This is a genomic window from Burkholderia sp. ABCPW 14 (genome assembly GCF_001523835.1).
GTDB lineage: Bacteria > Pseudomonadota > Gammaproteobacteria > Burkholderiales > Burkholderiaceae > Burkholderia > Burkholderia mayonis.
The window spans coordinates 1-19,527 of the sequence record NZ_LOVS01000130.1; the positions used below are offsets into that span (position 1 = coordinate 1).

Below are 19,527 nucleotides of genomic sequence, written 5' to 3' on the forward strand. Positions count from 1 at the left end.
GCGCGGTCGGGTGTCGGCTTGCGGCCTGCGTACCGGCGATTGCGTGGTGCTCGAGCAGGCAGCAGCGGCTCGATGAGTGACCACAATTTGTCGTCTACAAGTTCTTTAGGCATCGCTTCCTGTCAGGAAAAACAAGACAGGAAGTTAACACCAAGTCGGAAAAGTTAACAGACCCGAAACTTAATTTCGCAACAGCTTCTAAGCATAAGGTGCACAATCAAGCGCATTTTTTAAATAGTTGATTAAAACAATTTAAAAAAAGATAATGCAATCAATGCATGATGCCGGGGTTTCCCAATTACGTCAGGATAACCAACCACTTGAGCGCCGCACGCCGCTCACTTCAACCATACTTCTCGACAGATTGATGCAGTTGCCACTCAACGGCGCGGCGTCCGCCTGCGTCCCATTTGGTCAGTACTCGAAATCAAATACTTGCGATACGCAATTCATTGCGCCGTTCGCTCGAGTAGGCCCATACGCGGCGATTCACATTGCCTTCGAATGACTTTTCAGATAGTGAGAAATTCTATATTTTGAGCAAGTACTGCATCGACGGCTGTGTCGTATTCGATAGTCAGGCGATGACGCTTTCTCGCGGCGACATCGTCACTACACTTACCGCCAACGAAACTGAGCTGCTTTCCATCTTGATGCTGGGCACGGCCAGCAAGCAGGCGGTGATCGAGCAAATCTGGGAGAGCAAGGGGCTCTTCGTCACGGAAGGCAGTTATCACCAGCTTGTGCGCGCGCTGCGTGTCAAGCTCGATGAGCAGGGCATCGCGTCGACGCAAGTAAAGACCCTACCGCGGCTCGGCCTCAGATTCGTCGGGTTTGCCGAGCCGCTCGACGATTCGCAGCCTGCGGCGGACGTGTACGCAGCGCCCGCTCCGCCGAAGCCGCGCGCCGCCTCGTCCGATACTCGCGCACACTCCGGTGCGCCGATTGCGCCGGAAGCAGTACTGCACCGCGCGGAACCGGTCGGGCCGCCATTCGACGCGACGCAAGCCAGACGCCCTGTCGCGCGTGCAGCGAACGTCCGATCGCCGCGCCGCCGCGCAGCGTACCTCGCGATCTACGTGATGCTTGCGGCATGGGCCGGCGTGCTCACGTGGCAAACATTCCGACACCCCGACAACACTTTCCGGTTTCGCTTCGCACAAACCACCGACGGCATTCACTATTTCTCCGACGGCCGCATGAACCAGCCCGACTTGCTAAAAGCCATCGACGTCAAACCGCCCAAGGGCAGCTTCGTCTACGAAATCGAACTGGGATCGAACGACTGGCTGGCGGTATGTCCGGAATCAATCTACAAAACACCTGAACTGTGTCAATCCTATTTCATCGAAAAGAGCAACTAATCGCGCTGTGCATAGTGATGTTGACCGGATGGACGGCCTGGTATGTCACTGTCGGTGCGTATCGCGACCTGCCGCGAAGCAAATGCGTGATCCGTCAGCCGCGCTTGGTACTGAGCAAGAACGGCGTGACGCGTCAGGCTGTCCTGACGACGTCGTTCTGGCTCGACGTTCGCCGCGTGCACGTGTCGGGCTGCTTCGAGCAAGAGAACGTGAACCTGTCCATCGATCGCAGTTGCTCGCTACAAACGCTTTTCAGAGGCGACGGCGCGCTGCTGTATCGCGTGAACCACGTCGCCTATACGGCGAGCGACAGCGCGGCGTCACATCCGCTGCCGTCCGCGCTACCGGACGTCGGGGACGAAATCGATCTGCGTTTTCGTAAGCTTGCATCGAACGCATGGATTGTCGAGACAGGTGACGATCGCGCCGGCATGTGCATCGCAGAGCCTTGATTCCGGCTTCGCGTCATCGGCCGTGAATCGACGTCGCCGACAATCGGCTGCTCTCCCATTGCGGCCCGATGTCCAGCGCGGTTCCTTCGCGACTGGGTCAAAGCTCAGCAGGCCAAGGACGCCGCGGCATAATCCGGGGCCGGTGGAACGCGAAAAACCGAGGGGACCTCAGATTTAGTCTGGTTCACCGCAGGTCAATTACCTCCAAAGCAATCTCGAGTCTCTGATCGACTATCGCATCCGGCAGCGCATCGGCCTGCGCATCTCGACCAGCTTCGTCGAATCGTCGATCAATCGGAGAGTGGGCCGTCGGATGGGCAAGAGCCAACAAATGCGCTGGAGTTGCGCGGGAACCCACAGTGCGGTGCTAGTGCGCGTTGCCCTTCTGAACCAGGAATTCCACGAACTCGCTCGGCGGCAGTTTCCGTGGATTGGACGGCGTCGCTTGTCATGGCCCTGGCAAAGATCATCCCAGGCCTTTAAACGGCTTCCTTCAACAGCATCGCATCCGCAAGGCGCAGTTTGCCCTCGGCCACCTGCGCCTCGAAGACGGGACTCCGCCCTTGATCCGGAGCGCCGTGCTCATCCCATGAAGAAGGCTGCCTGGCCAGGCAGCCTTCGGCACAATTTCACCTATTTGCACCAGCGCCCTCGAATGCGCGTCGTTTGCGCAGCGCATTCGAGTCGGCGACCGCTGTAACCTCGACCGTATCGATTGTGCCTAGTGCGTCACGTGCAGGTACGGAGTGGTTGTCAATGCGCCCGAGATCGCGCAGCCTCCGGAAAGCGCCACGTTGCTCAATCCGATCGTGGTTTCCCCGTCGGTTTCGCGAATCTGCGCGGTGACCCGACTCGGACCGCATTGTCCGCCGACAAAGGGCGCCGCCACGTTCACCAGGACGTTGTCGATAGTCAATTGCATCGGGTTATCGACTTGGCCCGTCCAAGGCGATGTTGCGGTGGCATTCGCTTTGACGACTTTGCAGAGTGCCGATCCGCTGAATGCCGCGCTCGTGACCGATACTTTTCCGGCGCCGTCGATGGTGCCCGCAAAGACGATCGTACAACCGATTGGGATGCCGGCCTTACTCACCGTGGCTGGACCGCTTGCGGTGAACGGAATCGGGGCGCCGGCGGGCCCTGGCGGCGTCACGACGGCTGCATGGGCCGAACCGACGGCGAATAGGAAAGACAGTCGAATGCAAGCAAGGAATTTGGATGCCGGATAGTTCATTAGATATTCCTTTAGAAGATGCTGCTTATCGACACGGGAATTCATCTGAATCGATGCGAACGATGAAAAAATATCCCGCGGAGTTTTGACGAAAACACGATGCAACGGGATGGAAACCTATTCAGTCACCGTGGCGCATGGAGATGCGCCATACAAGAGTCGCTTCAGCGGCATTGGTCAGTCCATCCGTCGAAGAGAATATCGACGGGCAACCGTCATGCATGATTAACTGCTATCAACCTCAATGCCGCGCTGACAGCGTGACACGGAAAGACGGCTTGTATAAATTGGCGATGTTGATATAAATTAAATTTGTTAAAAGCAATATGACCTGGGAAGGCAATACCTTAAACAAATGGATGGATATTTTTATCGGATTCTGTTGGCGCGCCGCAGCCAGTTGCATCATCAGGTCGGCGGCTGTGATGAAGCGCGTCTTGATGGCGTTTCCCCACCGAAGTAGCCCACTGTAAAGACAGTGGCAAGGCCGCGGATGAAACCTTGTCATGAAGAAATGAACCGCCCTGGATTTTGTGGAGGCGCCAACTTGCGAGCTTGCAAGGAGATATCGAACGGATTGAGCGACGTTTGGTAGCAATACCACAGGACAACGTTCAGATGCAGTCGTTGCACGCCATTCCCGGCGCAGGTCCTTTGACCGCCACAACTCTGGTTATCCATGCAACGGAGTTCCGGCCCGTCCTTCGCGGCGGACTGGGTCTCCGTCGGCCCGCTATCGCGGGCGAATGCCCGCCCCGCTCGCCACCGACGGCGCGGCGCGCAGCCCCGCGGCCAGGTAGAGAAACTTCCATCCCTGATACGTCTGCTCGTTCTCGAATTCCTGATACCGTCTCGGAAACCCGGAGCGCTTGATGGTCGGCGCGTCCGAATGGCTGTAGACGCCGTAGATCCGATCGCCCAGCCGCAAGGACAGCCAGTCGGTCCTGCCGGTGATCGGATCCGGGTAGATTCGGCGCAGATGATGCATCGGCGCCGGAAAGCGCGTGTCATTCAGCAAGTCGTCGACGGAGGCCGGATACACGCGGCCAACGCGGTAAAACCGCAGAATCGCCAGCCGGTATTGATCTCCGGCGAACAGCAACTGCCTTTCCTGTTCGCGCCGACGCTGCAGTGACCATACGTCGAGCGCGCCCGCCAACGCAACCGACATCAGCATCAGCGCAATCAGTAGCGCGAGCATGACGAGCCCGCGCTGACGCGGTCCGCCGAACCCGCAGCGCCGCCCTCCACCGGGCCTCGCCTGCGCTCGACGGCGTGACGAATAAGCGGAACGGCTCATTTCGCCGCCCCGTCTGCGTGCGCGAGCGCGCCTTGAACACCGCTCGCGGGCGCGACATCGTAGACGCCCTGCTGGGTTTCGTCCGGAGACGCGATCACCGCCCATTTGTCGTCGTCGTTGACCGGATCGACCGGAACCGCGCGCAGGTAGTGCTTCGTCACCAGTTCATCGAGCGTTTCCGGATATTTCCCGTTGTCGCCGTAATATTTGTCGATCGCGTCGCGCATCACGGACACGTTCTGCTGCCTGACTTGCTCCTTGCCGCGCTCGATGCTGTGCATGTAGCGTGGCAGGGCGATCGTCAGAAGCAGGCCGATGATCGCCATCACGACGACCAGTTCGATCAGCGTAAAACCGCAAGATCGGCGAATATGAGCGGGTTGCATGATGTCCGGTCACCATTGTGTGTACGGAATGCCGTTGAGGCCGATGCGACCGGATTTCGACGATACGTCGAACACGTCCTTGCTGGTCGACGAATTTTCCGGTTGCGCATCGGCTGCGGCCGTAGCCGGCGGCTCGCCATAGGCTCTCGTGTCCCACGTGTCCTCGGCCGCGATCTCCGGCTCGCCGCCGAAAAACGGATCGCGCGGCACGCTGCGCAGGAACATCAGCAGACCGCCATTCGGATCCCGCGCATTCTTCACGCCTGTCACGAGCACGGTCAGCGACGGCGGATACCCCGATGCGTCCGCCTCCTTGTCGATCAACCCGGCGTCACTCGCCTCCTTGTATGCGTCGAGCGCCGTGCGGATATCGCGCAGCGCAGTGCTCAATTGCTGTTCCTTCTGACGCTGCACGATCAATTCGGAGAACGGCACGATCGCAAGCGCGAGAATGCCGACGAGCGCCAGCGTGATCACCAGTTCGATCAACGTGAATCCCCGCTGACCGGGGCGCGTCGCAAGGTGCGAAGCACGCACGTTCGTCACGGCAGCCACGGCTCAGTACCCGCTCTGAATTGGATGGAGCGGATTGTCGCTGGGCATGTCGCCCGGCGGCATCTGCAAATTCGACGGTGCGGGTGCGGGTGCGGGTGCGGGTGCGGGTGCGGGTGCAGCGGGTGCAGGCGCTGGCGTCGTTGGCGCCGCGGCAGGCGTGGGCACCGGCGTCACAGTGGCGCCCGGCCCCGGCGCCGCGTCGCCGGCCGGCCGTTCCGCCTGCGGCGCGTCTGCGCTCGGCTGCGCCGCGGGCAAGGCAGGCGGCGGCGAGAAACGTCCGCCGTAGGGCTCGGGCGGCGGCGTCGTGCGCGGCGCCGGCGGCGGCAGCCCAAACGCCCCGGTCGACGGCGGCACCGCCGAACCGTTCGCGGCCGAGCCCGCGCTCGTGTCGCCGGCGGGCGCCGAGCCGCCATCGACCTTGCCCCCGCCGACTTTGCTCCTGCCGATCTTGCGTTCGCCGACGACGCCTTGCGCCGGCGTTGCAGCGGACGCCTGCGCAACCGAGGCGACGGGATCGAGCCGGAGCTGGTCGGCGTGCACGTTGACGTCGGTGCCGGACCAGACTTCCTGCGTATCCGCGTCGGCCGCGAGTTGCGGGCGGATGATGTGCGGCGTGATCTGCAGCACGATTTCGGATTTCATGTGGTCGCCGTTGTGGTCCGAGAACAGGCGTCCGAGGACCGGCAACTGGCCGAGACCGGGCACCTTGTCGGCCGTCCTGCGGTCTTCGTCCGAGATCAGGCCGCCGAGAATCTGGCTTTCGCCATCGCGCAAGCGCAGGCTCGTCGACGCGCTGCGCGTGCCGATCTGGTAAGCGAGCGAATTCAACCCCGTCTGCGAATTGCTGCTCGAGATCGTCTTCGTGATGTTGCTGACCTCGAGATTCAGCTTGATGCCGACGTCGCCGTCCCGGTAGACCTGCGGCTCGACTTCGAGCTTGATGCCGACGTCGAGATACTGAATCATTTGCGCATACGACGGGCCGCTCGTGCTCGGCGTGCTCGAGCTCGATATCACCGGCACCTTGTCGCCGATCAGAATCTTCGCCTTCTCCTTGTTGCGCGTCCGGATGCGCGGACTCGCGAGAAGATTCGCATCGGTGTCGGTGAGCTTGAAATTCGCGGTCGCGGACAGGCCGCTGACGTTCAACGCATTGACGGGAAGATGGTGCAGCGCACCCCAGGTGCTCACCGAATTCGGCGTCGACGCCGTGACCGAATTCGGCCATTCGATGCCGAGATCGCTCATTCGGTCATGCGACACTTCCATCACCTCCAACTCCAGCATCACTTCCGGCTCCGGCAAATCCTGCGCGGCGATCATCTCCTCGGCGACCCGTATGGTGTCCGGCGTCGCGCGAATCGTCACGGTGTTCGCGTGCTCGTCGATCACGACTTCCTTGATCTTCAGCAGGCTCTTCAGCAGCGACTGGATCTGCTTCGCCTCGACGTTCGACAACTGGAATGTGCGAACCTTCAACTCCTGATATTCGAGCTGCTTGGCCGGAGTCGCCGGGTAGATGAACAGCGTGTTCGCGCTGAGCTGCTTCTTGTCGAGCTGATTCTGCATCAGGATCATGTCGACGGTGTCCTGCAGCGACGCATTCGTGACGAATATCGTCGTCTTCAGGTCGGCGCGGACATCGCGATCGAAGATGACGTTCAGGCCCGACGTTCGCGACAGCGCCTCGAAGACCATCCGCACGTTGGCGTCACGAAACTGCAGCGTGACCGGCGTGTGCATGATGGACGATGCGGCAAGCGTGTCCTCCTTCGCCGCCCGCTGCTGCCTGCGCTTTTCGTCGAGTTCCTTCGACATTTTTTGCGCGAGCGCATTCGTCGGATTCTCCAGCAGCACGCGATGCACGCGCTCGGCCGCCAATCCATATGAGCCTCGATGCATCATCCGTTCCGCTTCGTGCAGGATCGCGAGATCCCGGCGATCCTGTTCGATCAGCGCGCCGATCTTGCGCGCCCGTTCGCTGGTGGGATCAATCTTGCTGGCTGCATAGAGCTTCAGTTCCGCCGCATCGAATTCCGAGCGCAAGCGCAATGCATCGGCCTGGTCGAGCAGCGCGTCGGCCATGCTGTTGCGCTCGTGCATCACCTCGAGTTTTCCGGCGGCGTCGGTCGGGTCCAAGCCGTGTGCGCAACCGCCGAGCGCGAGCATCGACGCGACAGTTGCAAGCATGCGCCTGTTCGTTGCCCACCGGGCGGCGGAAAATGAATCGCGGAGCGGGACAAAGGGCGCGAGGTGTGTCGATGGGCCGCCGTCCCCGCTACGGCCTGCCCCCGGTCTGCGTGCGATCTTCATCTACTTTCCTTCGCTTGGAACGGCTATGACCTGCCGCTGATTCAGCGGCAGATAGGTCAGCACCACGTCGGTATCCGAAATGGATTCCACGCGGTACTGGCCGTCGACAACGTCGCCCGGCGACACGATCAGCAACTGATCTGCATTGCTGAGAAACGCTCGGGGCTTCGCCGCTTTCTGATCCAGTCCTCCGACATAGGCGAACGGCAACGGCGGCGGTGTGGGCGGCGCCGGCCGCACCGCCGGTGCGGGCGGTACTTCGGGTAGAGGCGGCAGCCACGACGAAGCGGCGAACGGATTGCGAGCCGAGTCGACAGAAAGCGGCGGGCGCAGCTCGGCAAGCTTCGTAGACCGTATCGTCGGCACCGTGCCGGCCGCGTCGCCAAGCGCGGCGGGAAGCGCCGCCAGCCGCGACGACTGGCGTGCCGCCAGCACCGGCTGCGCCCGCGAGCCGATCGCGCGTGCGCCATCGCCCGCCGCGGCGATCGGTGCGTGCGGCCGCATCGCGGCCATTTGTACGCGATAGCCGGTCCATGCCATGGCGATCCCGAGGATCGCGAACGCCGGCACACGTTTGACGAGAGCGAGTTTCATGGCCGCGCTGCCCGATAGATGAGCTCGATGCGGACTCGCGCGTCGAGCACGTTGCCGTCCACCGACGGACGCTCGACATGGATCTCCTGTAGCGCCGCATTCGGCACGTCATTCAGGACCGACGCGAGAAAACGCCGGATCGTGCCGTACCGATCCTTGACGGGCAGCAGCACTTGATAGCGGGTGAAATGCGCGCCGGGATCGGCCGCGACCTGATATTCGGCAGCCCCGATCGTCAGACTACTGTCGGACGCCGCTGCGAATATCGACGCAATATCGTCCGCGCTCTGCGCAAACTCCGGGAACCAGTCCGGCGACGCAGCGACCGCCGGCGCATTCGCCGCCGCGCCGCCGCCATTGGCCGACGAATGCGTGCTCGCCGTCCGGGCGAGCTGCGCGGACGCGCGCAACTCGCGCGTATCGGACTTCACGCCGGTCATCGCCACCTCCATCGCCACGGCTACGCTCAGCATCAGCACGCCCACGAGGCCCGGCAAGCCGAACACCCGCCGCGTCTCGAAACGCAGCGTCAGCAGCATGTCGCGCAGCCGGTCCGCGTTCATGATTTCCTCCAGATCGCGGTAATCTGGAACCGCACCGGCTTGCCCGGGACATTCGCCTCGATCAGATGCTCGTTGAGCACGGCCTCCCTCAGCAGCGCGCTTTTCTGCAGATACTTCAGGTACGCGATCATCGCGTCGAGATCCTTCGCCTCGGCCGTGATGCGGATTCGGCCTTCCGCCGGGTTCTGATCGATGCCGATCAATGCGACGTCGTGATCCGGATAGTCTTCGACGATTGCGAAGAGGTCTTGCCACGGCACGGTCAACTCACGCAAGATCGCCTGGCCTTGTCTTTCCGCGAGCTTCGCCGCCGGCGTCGGCTGCGCCTTCGTCACCCGCTTCTCCGGAAGCGAACGATGCTGCGCGATGTCCAGTTCCGCCTGCGCGCGTTCGTTTTCGCTGTATGCGCGCCACAGTTGCCGGCCGCTCGCGACGAACATCGCGCCCACAACGCACAGCAGGATCACGCCGTGCGCCGCGATGCGAATGCGGCGGCCGCTGAAGTCGATATTGAGACGCGAGGTCATTGCGCACTCTCCATCAGTCGCTCAGCGGGCGAATGCGCGGCGGAGGGACGTACCGGCCGGATCGCCGCTGCGAAGCGTGCTTCGAACGGCGCAACGTCGATCTCGTTGCCGAACAGATAAACGCGGCAGCCCTCGCGTGTCAGGCCCGCTTTTGTCGCGGATCGCTCGAACATCTGCTCGGCCATGACGGCGAGTCGCGATGCGTCTCCCACATCGGCAGAGAAAAGACGCTGCGCGTCATAGGCAACCCAGTTGCCCGATTCGCTGATGACCGTCTGCATCAGTTCATCCGACACGAACATCAACAGCGCGTTGCCTTTTCCTGTCTCGACGCCGACGCGGTCGAGCATATGCGGCAGGCACAGCGTCAAGCGGCTGATTCCGACGTGCGCAAGCGCGCTCATTTCGAGAATGCCGTCGTGCAACGCACGCGATATCGCGCTCGCAAACAGCACCCGGCCGCCGCGCCGAACGCTGAATCGCACCAGCAATGTCCCGCCGTCGTCCCCGCGGGTATCGGCGAAGTGGGCAAGCACGATCTCCACGAGTTCGGCGCGGTTCATCCTGCGAAAGTCGCCGTGCAATATCGCATGGTCGCCCCAGAAATCGTCCAGCACCAGACGTGCGTCGCGCTTCGATACCCTGCCCTGATCCGTTTTTTCGGCATGCGCGTCGAGCGCGGCGCGCAATGCGTCGAGCAGGCCCGCCTCGGTCAATCTCAGATCGTCGCGAATACTCGCACGCACCGGCTCGACGGCGGACGCCAACTCGCGCAACTTGCGCAGGCGCGCGAATCGGGACCCGCGGGCGCCGACGACGATCTCGCGCGTGCCGACGCCCACCGCGATCGGTTCATTCAACCATCGTGACACGGTTGATCTCCTCGAGTGTCGTTTCGCCGCGAATCGCAAGTTGGACCGCGGCGTTGCGCAGCGTCTGCATGCCGTACCGCATCGCCGCCGCCTTGATCTGTCCGAGCGGCGCGCGCTCCGACAGCAATTGCCGCAATTCGTCGTTCATCCGCAGCGCCTCGGCGATCGCCCGGCGCCCGCGATAGCCGCTGCCGCGGCACGCCGCGCAACCCGCGCCGCAACGAAAGAGATAGCCGCCCGCGCCGTCCGGGTCGATGCCGGAGCGCACGAGCGAGTCGGCGTCGACCGGGGCGTCGGTCGCGCAATCCGGACAGCATTGCCGCAGCAGTCGCTGCGCCACCACGCCGTTGAGCGCCGATACGAAGCTGTACGAATCGACCTGCATGTTCGTAAAGCGGCCCATCACATCGAACACGTTGTTCGCATGCACGGTAGTGAAGACCTGGTGACCGGTGAGCGCCGCCTGCACCGCGATTTGCGCAGTCTCCGGATCGCGGATTTCGCCGACCATGATCTTGTCCGGATCGTGCCGCAAAATCGAACGCAGTCCGCGCGCGAACGTCAGCCCCTTCGCTTCGTTGACCGGAATTTGCAGAATGTCGCCCAGTTGATATTCGACCGGATCCTCGATCGTGACGATCTTCTCGAGCCCGTTGTTGATCTCGGTGAGAATCGCGTATAGCGTCGTCGTCTTGCCGCTTCCGGTCGGCCCCGTCACGAGCAGCATGCCGTATGGCATCGACGCGACCGAGCGCATGAAGCGCGTATCGGCCGGCTGAAAGCCCAATGCCTCGAGCGTCAGTCCGCCCGCCGTCTGCGACAATTGATAGCGGTCCAGAATGCGCAGCACCGCATCCTCGCCGAACTGGTTCGGCATCACCGACACGCGGAAATCGATATCGCGGCCCGCGTACTGCGCCTTGAAGCGCCCGTCCTGCGGCACGCGGCGCTCCGCGATGTCCAATTCGGCGATCACCTTCACGCGCGACAGCACCTGGTCCGCCACGTCGCGCCCCTCCACTCGAGCCACCACGGTCAGCACGCCGTCCACGCGGCACTTGATCACCAGTCCGTTCGCTCGGCATTCGAGATGAATATCGCTCGCCATCATTTTCAGCGCGTCGTAGATCGTCGAGTTGAGCAACCTGACGACCGGACTGTCGTCGTTGCTGATGCCCCGCAACGTCAGCGCAAGCGACGACGGATCCGCCGAGTTCTGAATCGAATTGTCGAACGCAAGCGAATCCATCGCGCGGACATCCTTTTCGCGGATGGCCAGATACGCGTTGAGATCTCCGGCGCTCGCGAGCGCCCAGCCGTATTGCATGGTGGGCCGCGCGCGCATCCGGTGCTCGATGCATCCGCGCGTGCGCGCATCGAGCGGATCGGCGATCACGAACAACAGGCGATCACCGTCGGGCCCGTCCCGAAAGCACACGCACAGCCGGGTCGCAGCCTCGACGAACGAGAGCGCGTCGAAATCCGGCTCGAGTCGATTCAGTTCGCGCATGTCGATCGATCTCATCCGGAAATGCGCGGCGAGTTGCGCGCGCAGCTCGTCCGCGCCCAGCGCCAGTTCCGCGCCCAATTCCTCCACCGCGCGAATGCCGGACCCATGCCGCTCGCCGAGGGCGCGAAGCAAGTCGCGCAACTCGGTGCCGACGCCCTCCGATGGCGTGCTGACGGTATCCATGGCGGTTCCCTGAACGCTCACTGAATGCTCGATGCGATTTCGAAGATCGGCATGTACATCAGTACGACAATTCCGCCGATGACGACGCCGATCAAGATCATCATTGCGGGTTCGATCAAGCGCGAAATCAGGTCGATCGTTCTGGACACCTGCGCTTCCTGAAACGCCGCGATCCTGTCGAGAACAGGGCCGAGGCGGCCCGTCTTCTCCGCGACCGTCAGCAGCCGGTAGGCAATCGCGTCGGCCAGTCCCGCCTGCAGAAACGCATCCGAGATCCTCGCGCCGTTGCGCACCTGTTGCAGCGCGCAGGAAAGCGCGATGTGGTCGGCGCGGCCCACGAGCCCATGCGCGAGATCGAAGGCGCGGACGGCGGGAATGCCGCCGTCGACGAGCATGGCGGTCGTTCGAAAGAACTGCGACTGGCGGAACACGCGAAAGCGCTCGCCGATGCCGGGCAACGTCAGCATGCGATCGGCGATCCAGATCCGCACCGGGCGCCGATGCAGCGACAGAGCGGCCGCGACGGCGAGCACGGCGAGTCCGGCGGCCAGTTCGCCTCCGTGCGCGTGCACCATGCCGCCCCACGCCATCAGCCATCGCGACAGCAGCGGCAGTTGCCGTCCGCTGTGCTCGAGGAGCGTCGCAAACCGCGGCACGACGAAACCCAGCAGAAACAGCACGACGGCCGCGCCGACCAGCAGCAACACGGACGGGTAGATCGCGGCGGACACCACGCGCGCGCGCAGCTCGCGCAGTGTCGCGCTGTTGCGCGAATAGCGGGTCAGGCTGACCGCGAGCCCGCCGGTTTGTTCGCTGGCCTTCACGCACGCGACGAGCAGCGCCGGAAAGACGTGACTCGCGTGCTCGAGCGCGGCGGACAACGACTGCCCTTCCTCTAGTTGCCGCAGGAGATCGCGGTACACCTGCGCGGACGCCTCGCGGCGCTCATTGCCGCCGAGCGTACGCAATGCATCGATGACGCCGACGCCCGCGTCGAGCAACGCAGCGAGCTCGCGAGCAAACAGGTCGACATTGAACGCCGCGCCCGGCATCGCCGACCAGCGCAGCGCATGACGCCCGCCTCCCGCATCGGCACGCACCGAGACGACACGAAAGCCGCGAGATCGTGCGAGCGCCGCCGCCGTTCCCGAGGAATCGCTGTCGATGCAAACCGTCTGGACCGATCCACCGGCATCGAAGACACGCACTACGTACTTCACGTCGCCTCCCCTCTTCAGACAGCCAACCGCTCGCACCGCTACCATGAGGACACGGTCGTGTTCTCGCCAACGCCGCCGCCGCGCCCGTCCTTGCCCAGCGAATACAGGTCGTAGTCGCCGTGCTCGCCAGGCGAGCGGTACTGATATGGGCGATCCCACGGGTCCACCGGCACCGCCTTCTGCAGATACGGGCCGCTCCAGCGCGTTGCGTCCGAAGGCTTGGCGACGAGCGCCTGAAGCCCTTCTTCGGTTGTCGGATAGGAGCCGACATCGAGCCGGTATTGATCGAGCGCCTGCCCGAGCGACACGATCTGCGCACGCGCAATCTTCGTATTCGATTTGCCGACCTGCTCGAAATATCGTGGCGCGACGAGCCCCGCCAGCAGGCCGATGATGACCATGACGACGAGCAGTTCGAGCAGGGTAAAGCCGCTGATGCGGCGCGCCTCGCGTGCAAGTCGCGCGCCGCGCCGCGAATGTGGGGACGTGCCCGCCCCGAACCAGGACAATGCGTTGTGCACGGCTTTCCCCTTGTATCGACGCCCCGCTTCGGCACCGCCGAAGCCGTTATACGTATTCTTGTTCAGGCCGATACCGACAAGAAGTAGGGAGAGCCGTCCAAAGGCGTGGGTAAACGCCCTCCAGTTGCGCAGCGCCCGCGAGATGCGGCGACGTCCGCCGCCCTAGCCCGGCAGCGTGAGCACGCCCATGTCGATCGCCGCGCGCACGAGCGCGGTCAGGTTCGCGGCGCCGAGCTTGCGCATCAGGCTTGCGCGATGCTTCTCGACCGTCTTCGAACTGAGTTGCAGGTGCTCGCCGATCTGCCGATTGGTGTTCCCCTCGACGACGAGCCGCATCACCGTGCGTTCGCGGCTGGTCAGCGAATTGAATATCTGCGCCTGCTTCGGCGTGCCCGGAAAAGGAATCGGCGCGACGGCCCGCCCGCTGTATGCACTCGGGCTTTCGCCGCGCGCGCCCTGCATCACGACGCGCATCTCGACGACCAGATCCTCGAATGACGCGTCCTTGGTCACGTAGCCGTCGGCGCCTGCGGCCAGCGCCTCCCGCACGTGCTCGTCGCTATGATGAACGGTGAGCACGACAATCCGTATCCACGGCGCACGCGTCTTGATGGCGGCGATCGCTTCGAATCCGCTCTTGCACGGCATCGACAGATCCATCAAGACCAGGTCGGGCAACGTCGCGATGGCGATGCGGCATGCCTCGAGCCCGTCGCTCGCCTCGCCGTCGACACGGTAATCGCGCAGTTCGGAGATCATGCGGCGAAGGCCGCGGCGCAGCAGAAGCTGGTCCTCCGCGATCAGCACGCGATATTTTCTCACCGCCGCCGCTCCTCAAACGGTGCGCGCTCACTCGCTGGATGCGACGAGATCGCGGTAGGCGCTCAGCAATTCCGTCGGCGTCGCGAAACCGTCGATGCGCAGCCACGGCTTTCCGGGCGCCGCGCGCAAAAACGCAACCGGAGTGTGATTCATCTTGTCGCCCCGATAAACGTTGAACGCGCGTTGCGTCGCGACGCTGGCCTCGACCGTGCCGGTATAGTGCTGCCACTCCGGGCCGGCGTCGAATCGAGCTGCGTACGACTTCAGCCGTTGCGGGGTGTCTTCCTCCGGATCGATCGAAATCGACACGAGATGCACTTTGTCCCGGTCGCTGCCGAGCTCGCTTTGCAGTTCTTCGAACGTCTTGCTGATCATCGGGCAGACCGTCGTGCAACTGGTGTAGATGAAGGTCAGGACCACGGGCCGCCCATCGTTCAATTCATCGACCAGCGAAACAGTCTTGCCGTCGTCTCTCACCAGTTGCACGGGGGGCAGCGAGTAATTCACGGTCGAGCGAACCGTACCCGGCATCATGTGGTGGTGATGCTGCGCGAGCGGATCGGCGTGATCGGCGGCGTCCTCGGCAACGGCATGCATGGCGGCGGGCCCGGCGAATCCGGCGATGCCAATGAACAGCACCGCATTGATCGTGCGTTTGATAATCGCTCTCATCGCAATCTCCGGAGTCATGTTAGAGGGTCGATCGCTCGACGCTCGGTATGCGCCGGCTACCCCGCGGCGGCCGACGTCTTGCGCGATCAGTGTCGGGAATTTGCCTTCCGGCGTCACCGGATGAGTTCCCCCAATTTGCATGAGTGCATATCCGCCCGAGGGATACGCCCCCATCGACAGTCGGGGCCATTCCCATGCGTCGACTCAGTAGATGCCCCGTTGCGACGGATGCTTGCCGCAGCCTACAATCAAAGCCAGGCTCACGATTCCATCAAGTCTCTTTGCGCCGGGAATGCTCATGGATGCCAGCCAGCCCGAGGGATTGCGGATCAGGTTACTCGACCTGATCGATGCGACGCGCAAGCTTCGCGCCGCAGCCCGGCCAGCCGAAACGAGCACCGGTTGCGTGACCGATGCGCGCGGCGCGGCGCTCGCCGTTCTTGCTTGGGACGGAACGTTCTTATCGGCCAATCGCTGTGCCGCGGCGCTGCTGGGCTACACCAACGCGGATCTCATCGGCAAGCATCTGACCGACATGGCGCCCGACGCCGTTCACGTGGCGCTCGCCGCCGAGTTGTCCGCAAGCGCGCACTGCGAATTTCGCTCTTTCGAAACGATGCTGAGCGGCCGGACCGGGCATCCGACGCCGTTTCTGCTTCGCCTGCAATCAATATGCACGGAAGACAGCCGGCACCGTGCGTTGCTGACGCTCTTCGAGGAACCGCTCGCGCTCGATCAGCGCTCCGCGGACGCGAAGCCGCATTCCGATGCGCATGCACGTGACCGCCTGGCGCACCTGAGCATGGGCCAGCAGGTAGAACGTCGCCGCCTCGCCGCGGAACTGCATGATGGCCTCGGCCAGACGCTTACGCTGGTCAAATTGATGGCCGAGGAAGCACTGATGCGGCTACGTTGCGGACAGGTCGACGGGGCGGCCAAGCTTCTGGATACGACCGTGCTCAGAATCCGCGAAACGATCGACGACGTGCGGCGGACATGCGCCGAGTTGCGCCCGTCGATGCTCGACCGACTGGGCCTTCCCGCGGCATTGGATTCGCTGTGCCGGCGCGTCGAGCTCGGCGCGGAGCATCTGTCGGTCACGTTCAACTGCGACGACGATGACGATGAAATCCCCGAGTACCTGAAGGCCGACATCTTCCGGGTCGCCCAGGAAGCGTTGAACAATACCGTCAGGCATGCGTCGGCCACGGAGATCGTCGTCGGCCTCGCGCGCCGCGCGGACGGCCTCGCACTCACGATTCAGGATAACGGCATTGGCTATGCGAGCCGTTTGCTGTCGTCGGAAGACGCGTGCGCGTCGGGCCTCGGCCTCGTCGGCATGCAGCATCGGGTCGAGTCGCACGGCGGCGTGTTTTCCATCCATTCGTCCGGCTCGAGCGGAACGCGGGTTTCCGCGGTCTGGCCGCTCTAGGGCGCCGTTCGACTCGGATTCGTCGCGCCGCTCCTTTCGTCCGATGCACAGGCAACGCTTCATCCGTGTCGAACCGCGCCTAGCGTCCCGCTTTGGCCGGCCAGCGGCCCGGCGCATCGTCGGCATTCGGCTGCGAACATTTCTCGGCCATCGAGGTCAAGAGGCCCATGTTGATGGCGACGAGGATCAATTCGGTCACGTTCGCGATATTGAGCTTGTGCATCATGCTCGCGCGATATTTCTCGATCGTCTTCGGGCTGAGATTCAGGTACAGCCCCACCTGCCTGTTCGTGCGCCCTTCCGCGATCAGCTTCATCACGCTGCGTTCGCGCGCGGTCAGGACGTCCCATGCCTTCTTGGGTGCAGGCACTTCACGCCCCGTGACAAACGAATCGACCATATAACCGTACACTTCGGTGCTCAGGTGCCTCTTGCCCTGCATGACCGCGCGCATCGCAGTCAGCAGGTCTTCGAATGACACGTCCTTCAGCACATAGCCGTCGACTCCGGCCCGCAACGCCTCACGCACGTATTCTTCGTTCTGGTGAACGGAGAGCACCACGATTCGCATGTTCGGGGCCCGTCGCTTGATCGCCGCGCTGGCGTCGATCCCGTTCATGCCGCGCATCGACAGATCCATCAGCATGAGTTCGGGGTTGAGCGTCATCGCCAGATGGCAAGCTTCCTTGCCGTCCCTCGCCTCGCCGACGACGTCGTAATCGCCCTGCGTGCACAACATCGAACGCAGACCGCTTCGCAGCAGATCGTGGTCCTCGACGATCACAATACGATGTTTGATGTTCACATCTTCCCCCAAGCCGCGATCGTCCTGGTTTCGACGGGACAGGCTCAACCGTGGTACGGCGCCCCGCCGTAGCCCCTATCGTCCTCGCGCCATCGAATCGTGGGATATCGCCTTCACGCGTCCGTCAATCAAACGCCGCTGTTCCGTTGATCGCAAGGTTCGCGCCAGCGCGTCGCAGGCAAGCGCTAATCGATATTCCAATCAAAGGCAAACGTCGAGTGCGCGGCGGCATGCGGCCAAACGTTTCAAAACTGAACGCTTTGCCGGAATCGCGGGATGAGTAGCAATACGGATAAAGTGTGCACCGCATATTCGAGTGCGCCAATTCGAATGGGATTCGCTACCGGAGCGCGGAAAGCAGAAATGATTTTCCGCAGTGAATGTGGAAAGCCGGAAAATGAAAGTTAGTCAAAGTTTACTGGATATGACAGATGTAACATTTTTGCATAACCATTCAACCGCCGTCGCCCGCGACGCGAACGTGTAGGGAGTTGCCCCATTGCGAATACGTCTTTCCATATCCCAGAATCCCGACCAAGGAGAACGTGAATATGCGCTGCCGCCATACATCTCTGCCGGGCCTGGACGCAATCGCCATTGCGTGCATCGTGTTCGGCACGATGTTTCCCGTACAGGTAAACGCGGAGATCTTCGGCGCAGTCGACCCGACCGGTGCGGTTGTGCTGACAAACCTGCCGGGCAACGCGCGCCTGCACGTCATCGTCGCCAGCGCTTTGCCGCCTCCACGGTTCGATATGAAGCGCATGAGCGCCAGAGCGGCCGTTGACGCGAAAGCATCGATGTTCGCGGACGTGATCGAAGAAGCCAGTCGCACTTTTCGCATTCAACCCGAACTGCTGCGCGCGGTGATCGACGTCGAATCCCAATACAATCCGAGAGCCTTCTCAAAGAAAGGAGCAAGAGGATTGATGCAGTTGATGCCGGAAACGGCGAAGCGCTTTTCCGCCGCGGACATGTTCAATCCCCGGGATAATGTGCTGACGGGTGCCCGGTATTTGCGCCTCCTCCTCGATCTCTTCAAGGGCGATATCGAACTCGCGTTAGCCGCCTATAACGCCGGCGAAAATGCGGTGATCCGCGCCGGCTATCGGGTGCCCTCGTTCCCGGAAACGCGCCAGTATGTCCCGCAGGTCATGACGCGTTATCGAAAGCTCCTCGCATCCAATTAGCTTCGCCCCGTCGCGCACGGCAATGCCGAATCGCGTCGTCGGAGGCATGACGGCGCGATCAATTGCGCGCTCCTGTGCGGCGCAGCGTCGCCGCCTCTCGCAACAACCGGCGCGCACGTCACGGAAATGCGGGAATGGTCGGATCGGAGCCCTGAATGTCCGCTTCCGCGTGATGAAGTTTCACCATGTGTTCGATTTCCTCGATACGGTCCCGGGCGACGTCGATCATCATCAGCAATTCGCCCTGCTCGATCGCCGCTTCGAAGCGCCTGAGGCGAGTATTCGGCACGTCGACGCCGATCATCGTCGCCGTCCACGCGCCGAACCCGGCGCCCGCGAGGGTGATCGCGACGACCGCCCCGCCTGCGATCGTCAATCCCGAGGGCGGAAACGCCAATGCGACGAGACCGGCCAGCATCCCGGTGACGCAACCCGTCGCCGTGCCGCGCGCAAGCGCCGGAAGCAGATCGCTGCGCTGCGCCAGCGTCGCCTCAGGCAAATCCTCGAGCGGCACCTTCTCGTTGGCGATCACGTGGATGTGTCGCCACTCGATCCGCTGCAGCAGAAGTTCGTCGACAATGCTCCGCGCGCATTGCGTATTGGGAAGCAGAAAATATATCCGTCTCATGGCAGCATCCCCCACCGAGAATCCGGAAAAATCCGGATGTCAAAATATTCTCGCCGGGCTCGAAAGCCGGAAGAAGTAGGAGGCGCCGAGGAAATGCATGGGGAGAGCCCCGCTATCTGCGTCCCGCCGCACCGCGACAGGCGAGGCCGCGCAGATGCTCGCGTTACAGCTTGCCGTAACTGTGCAAGCCGGACAGGAACATATTGACGCCGAGGAACGCGAACGTCGTGACGAGGAGACCGGTCAGCGCCCACCATGCGGCGACCGCGCCGCGCAGCCCTTTCATCAGACGCATGTGCAGCCACGCCGCGTAGTTCAGCCACACGATGAGCGCCCAGGTTTCCTTCGGATCCCAGCTCCAGTAGCCGCCCCACGCCTCGGCCG

The 19,527-nt window shown here is 62.8% G+C and carries 21 protein-coding genes and 2 pseudogenes; 5 read left to right on the forward strand and 18 right to left on the reverse strand.

All coding sequences use genetic code 11. From position 1 onward, the window contains the following. Positions 1-113: pseudogene (locus WS62_RS36680) on the reverse strand (IS5/IS1182 family transposase); the annotation flags it as partial. Between the two features lie 423 nt (positions 114-536). Here WS62_RS36680 and WS62_RS19675 point away from each other — a divergent pair. The 3 genes and pseudogenes from WS62_RS19675 to WS62_RS34280 form a co-directional block, all read left to right on the forward strand. Then, on the forward strand, positions 537-1,364 hold the full coding sequence (locus WS62_RS19675; protein WP_066574190.1) for a winged helix-turn-helix domain-containing protein: 828 nt from the start codon (positions 537-539) through the stop codon (positions 1,362-1,364). Positions 1,365-1,378: 14 nt separating this feature from the next. Then, entirely contained in the window at positions 1,379-1,816 is a 438-nt protein-coding gene (locus WS62_RS19680) for a hypothetical protein (protein WP_066574195.1), read from the forward strand. Between the two features lie 193 nt (positions 1,817-2,009). After that, positions 2,010-2,297, forward strand: a pseudogene (locus WS62_RS34280) (ISKra4-like element ISBusp5 family transposase); the annotation flags it as partial. 240 nt (positions 2,298-2,537) lie between these two features. Here WS62_RS34280 and WS62_RS36685 read toward each other — a convergent pair. From WS62_RS36685 to WS62_RS19750, 14 genes are all read right to left on the reverse strand, one after another. Further along, on the reverse strand, positions 2,538-3,050 hold the full coding sequence (locus WS62_RS36685) for an activator protein (RefSeq protein ID WP_156441056.1): 513 nt from the start codon (positions 3,048-3,050) through the stop codon (positions 2,538-2,540). 733 nt (positions 3,051-3,783) lie between these two features. Then, a complete protein-coding gene (locus WS62_RS19690; RefSeq protein ID WP_066574196.1) occupies positions 3,784-4,251 on the reverse strand; it encodes a type II secretion system protein in 468 nt (155 codons plus the stop codon). Between the two features lie 95 nt (positions 4,252-4,346). Continuing rightward, the gene (locus WS62_RS19695) at positions 4,347-4,736 is read right to left on the reverse strand and encodes a type IV pilin protein (RefSeq protein WP_066574199.1); all 390 of its coding nucleotides are present in this window, start codon (positions 4,734-4,736) and stop codon (positions 4,347-4,349) included. A 9-nt stretch (positions 4,737-4,745) separates the two neighbouring features. After that, on the reverse strand, positions 4,746-5,282 hold the full coding sequence (locus WS62_RS19700; RefSeq protein WP_442855093.1) for a type II secretion system protein: 537 nt from the start codon (positions 5,280-5,282) through the stop codon (positions 4,746-4,748). Between the two features lie 12 nt (positions 5,283-5,294). After that, entirely contained in the window at positions 5,295-7,481 is a 2,187-nt protein-coding gene (locus tag WS62_RS19705) for a secretin N-terminal domain-containing protein (protein ID WP_231748352.1), read from the reverse strand. A 123-nt stretch (positions 7,482-7,604) separates the two neighbouring features. Beyond that, positions 7,605-8,198 (reverse strand): hypothetical protein, encoded by a 594-nt coding sequence (locus tag WS62_RS19710; protein ID WP_066574204.1) that lies wholly within the window; start codon positions 8,196-8,198, stop codon positions 7,605-7,607. Continuing rightward, positions 8,195-8,761: a hypothetical protein gene (locus WS62_RS19715; RefSeq protein WP_066574206.1), complete on the reverse strand. Its 567-nt coding sequence runs from the start codon at positions 8,759-8,761 to the stop codon at positions 8,195-8,197. Before WS62_RS19715 ends, WS62_RS19710 begins: the two co-directional genes overlap by 4 nt. Beyond that, entirely contained in the window at positions 8,758-9,288 is a 531-nt protein-coding gene (locus WS62_RS19720; RefSeq protein ID WP_066574208.1) for a hypothetical protein, read from the reverse strand. The genes WS62_RS19715 and WS62_RS19720 overlap by 4 nt, the downstream gene beginning before the upstream one ends. Further along, a complete protein-coding gene (locus WS62_RS19725) occupies positions 9,285-10,148 on the reverse strand; it encodes a hypothetical protein (protein ID WP_082721116.1) in 864 nt (287 codons plus the stop codon). Before WS62_RS19725 ends, WS62_RS19720 begins: the two co-directional genes overlap by 4 nt. Next, positions 10,141-11,853 carry a GspE/PulE family protein gene (locus tag WS62_RS19730; RefSeq protein WP_066574218.1) on the reverse strand — a complete coding sequence of 571 codons (1,713 nt, stop codon included), beginning with the start codon at positions 11,851-11,853 and terminating at the stop codon, positions 10,141-10,143. Before WS62_RS19730 ends, WS62_RS19725 begins: the two co-directional genes overlap by 8 nt. Positions 11,854-11,870: 17 nt before the next feature. Further along, entirely contained in the window at positions 11,871-13,073 is a 1,203-nt protein-coding gene (locus WS62_RS19735; protein ID WP_066574221.1) for a type II secretion system F family protein, read from the reverse strand. A gap of 38 nt (positions 13,074-13,111) precedes the next feature. Further along, a complete protein-coding gene (gene gspG / locus WS62_RS19740) occupies positions 13,112-13,510 on the reverse strand; it encodes a type II secretion system major pseudopilin GspG (protein WP_226383489.1) in 399 nt (132 codons plus the stop codon). A 246-nt stretch (positions 13,511-13,756) separates the two neighbouring features. Next, positions 13,757-14,416 carry a response regulator gene (locus WS62_RS19745; protein ID WP_231748353.1) on the reverse strand — a complete coding sequence of 220 codons (660 nt, stop codon included), beginning with the start codon at positions 14,414-14,416 and terminating at the stop codon, positions 13,757-13,759. Positions 14,417-14,443: 27 nt separating this feature from the next. After that, the gene (locus WS62_RS19750; RefSeq protein ID WP_231748356.1) at positions 14,444-15,013 is read right to left on the reverse strand and encodes an SCO family protein; all 570 of its coding nucleotides are present in this window, start codon (positions 15,011-15,013) and stop codon (positions 14,444-14,446) included. A 373-nt stretch (positions 15,014-15,386) separates the two neighbouring features. Between WS62_RS19750 and WS62_RS19755 the strand changes: the two genes are divergently transcribed. Beyond that, the gene (locus tag WS62_RS19755; RefSeq protein ID WP_066574225.1) at positions 15,387-16,520 is read left to right on the forward strand and encodes a sensor histidine kinase; all 1,134 of its coding nucleotides are present in this window, start codon (positions 15,387-15,389) and stop codon (positions 16,518-16,520) included. 79 nt (positions 16,521-16,599) lie between these two features. On the opposite strand, the gene WS62_RS19760 is transcribed toward WS62_RS19755, so the two are convergent. After that, a complete protein-coding gene (locus tag WS62_RS19760; RefSeq protein WP_442855094.1) occupies positions 16,600-17,259 on the reverse strand; it encodes a response regulator in 660 nt (219 codons plus the stop codon). Between the two features lie 617 nt (positions 17,260-17,876). Here WS62_RS19760 and WS62_RS19765 point away from each other — a divergent pair. Further along, positions 17,877-18,515 carry a lytic transglycosylase domain-containing protein gene (locus WS62_RS19765; RefSeq protein WP_066574230.1) on the forward strand — a complete coding sequence of 213 codons (639 nt, stop codon included), beginning with the start codon at positions 17,877-17,879 and terminating at the stop codon, positions 18,513-18,515. A gap of 118 nt (positions 18,516-18,633) precedes the next feature. Here WS62_RS19765 and WS62_RS19770 read toward each other — a convergent pair whose 3' ends face one another. Together WS62_RS19770 and ccsA are read right to left on the reverse strand one after the other, a co-directional pair. Beyond that, a complete protein-coding gene (locus WS62_RS19770; RefSeq protein WP_066484097.1) occupies positions 18,634-19,143 on the reverse strand; it encodes a hypothetical protein in 510 nt (169 codons plus the stop codon). Between the two features lie 163 nt (positions 19,144-19,306). Then, positions 19,307-19,527 (reverse strand): cytochrome c biogenesis protein CcsA (gene ccsA, locus WS62_RS19775; protein WP_197422879.1); only part of this gene is annotated, 221 nt, incomplete at its 5' end.

Coding starts and splice junctions, on each gene's coding strand:
- WS62_RS36685 (WP_156441056.1), bottom strand. CDS start 3,050: ATGAACTATCCGGCATCCAAATTCCTTGCTTGCATTCGACTGTCTTTC.
- WS62_RS19690 (WP_066574196.1), bottom strand. CDS start 4,251: ATGCTCGCGCTACTGATTGCGCTGATGCTGATGTCGGTTGCGTTGGCG.
- WS62_RS19695 (WP_066574199.1), bottom strand. CDS start 4,736: ATGCAACCCGCTCATATTCGCCGATCTTGCGGTTTTACGCTGATCGAA.
- WS62_RS19705 (WP_231748352.1), bottom strand. CDS start 7,481: ATGCTTGCAACTGTCGCGTCGATGCTCGCGCTCGGCGGTTGCGCACAC.
- WS62_RS19710 (WP_066574204.1), bottom strand. CDS start 8,198: ATGAAACTCGCTCTCGTCAAACGTGTGCCGGCGTTCGCGATCCTCGGG.
- WS62_RS19715 (WP_066574206.1), bottom strand. CDS start 8,761: ATGAACGCGGACCGGCTGCGCGACATGCTGCTGACGCTGCGTTTCGAG.
- WS62_RS19720 (WP_066574208.1), bottom strand. CDS start 9,288: ATGACCTCGCGTCTCAATATCGACTTCAGCGGCCGCCGCATTCGCATC.
- WS62_RS19730 (WP_066574218.1), bottom strand. CDS start 11,853: ATGGATACCGTCAGCACGCCATCGGAGGGCGTCGGCACCGAGTTGCGC.
- WS62_RS19750 (WP_231748356.1), bottom strand. CDS start 15,013: ATGCATGCCGTTGCCGAGGACGCCGCCGATCACGCCGATCCGCTCGCG.
- WS62_RS19755 (WP_066574225.1), top strand. CDS start 15,387: ATGGATGCCAGCCAGCCCGAGGGATTGCGGATCAGGTTACTCGACCTG.
- WS62_RS19760 (WP_442855094.1), bottom strand. CDS start 17,259: ATGTTGTGCACGCAGGGCGATTACGACGTCGTCGGCGAGGCGAGGGAC.
- WS62_RS19765 (WP_066574230.1), top strand. CDS start 17,877: ATGCGCTGCCGCCATACATCTCTGCCGGGCCTGGACGCAATCGCCATT.
- WS62_RS19770 (WP_066484097.1), bottom strand. CDS start 19,143: ATGAGACGGATATATTTTCTGCTTCCCAATACGCAATGCGCGCGGAGC.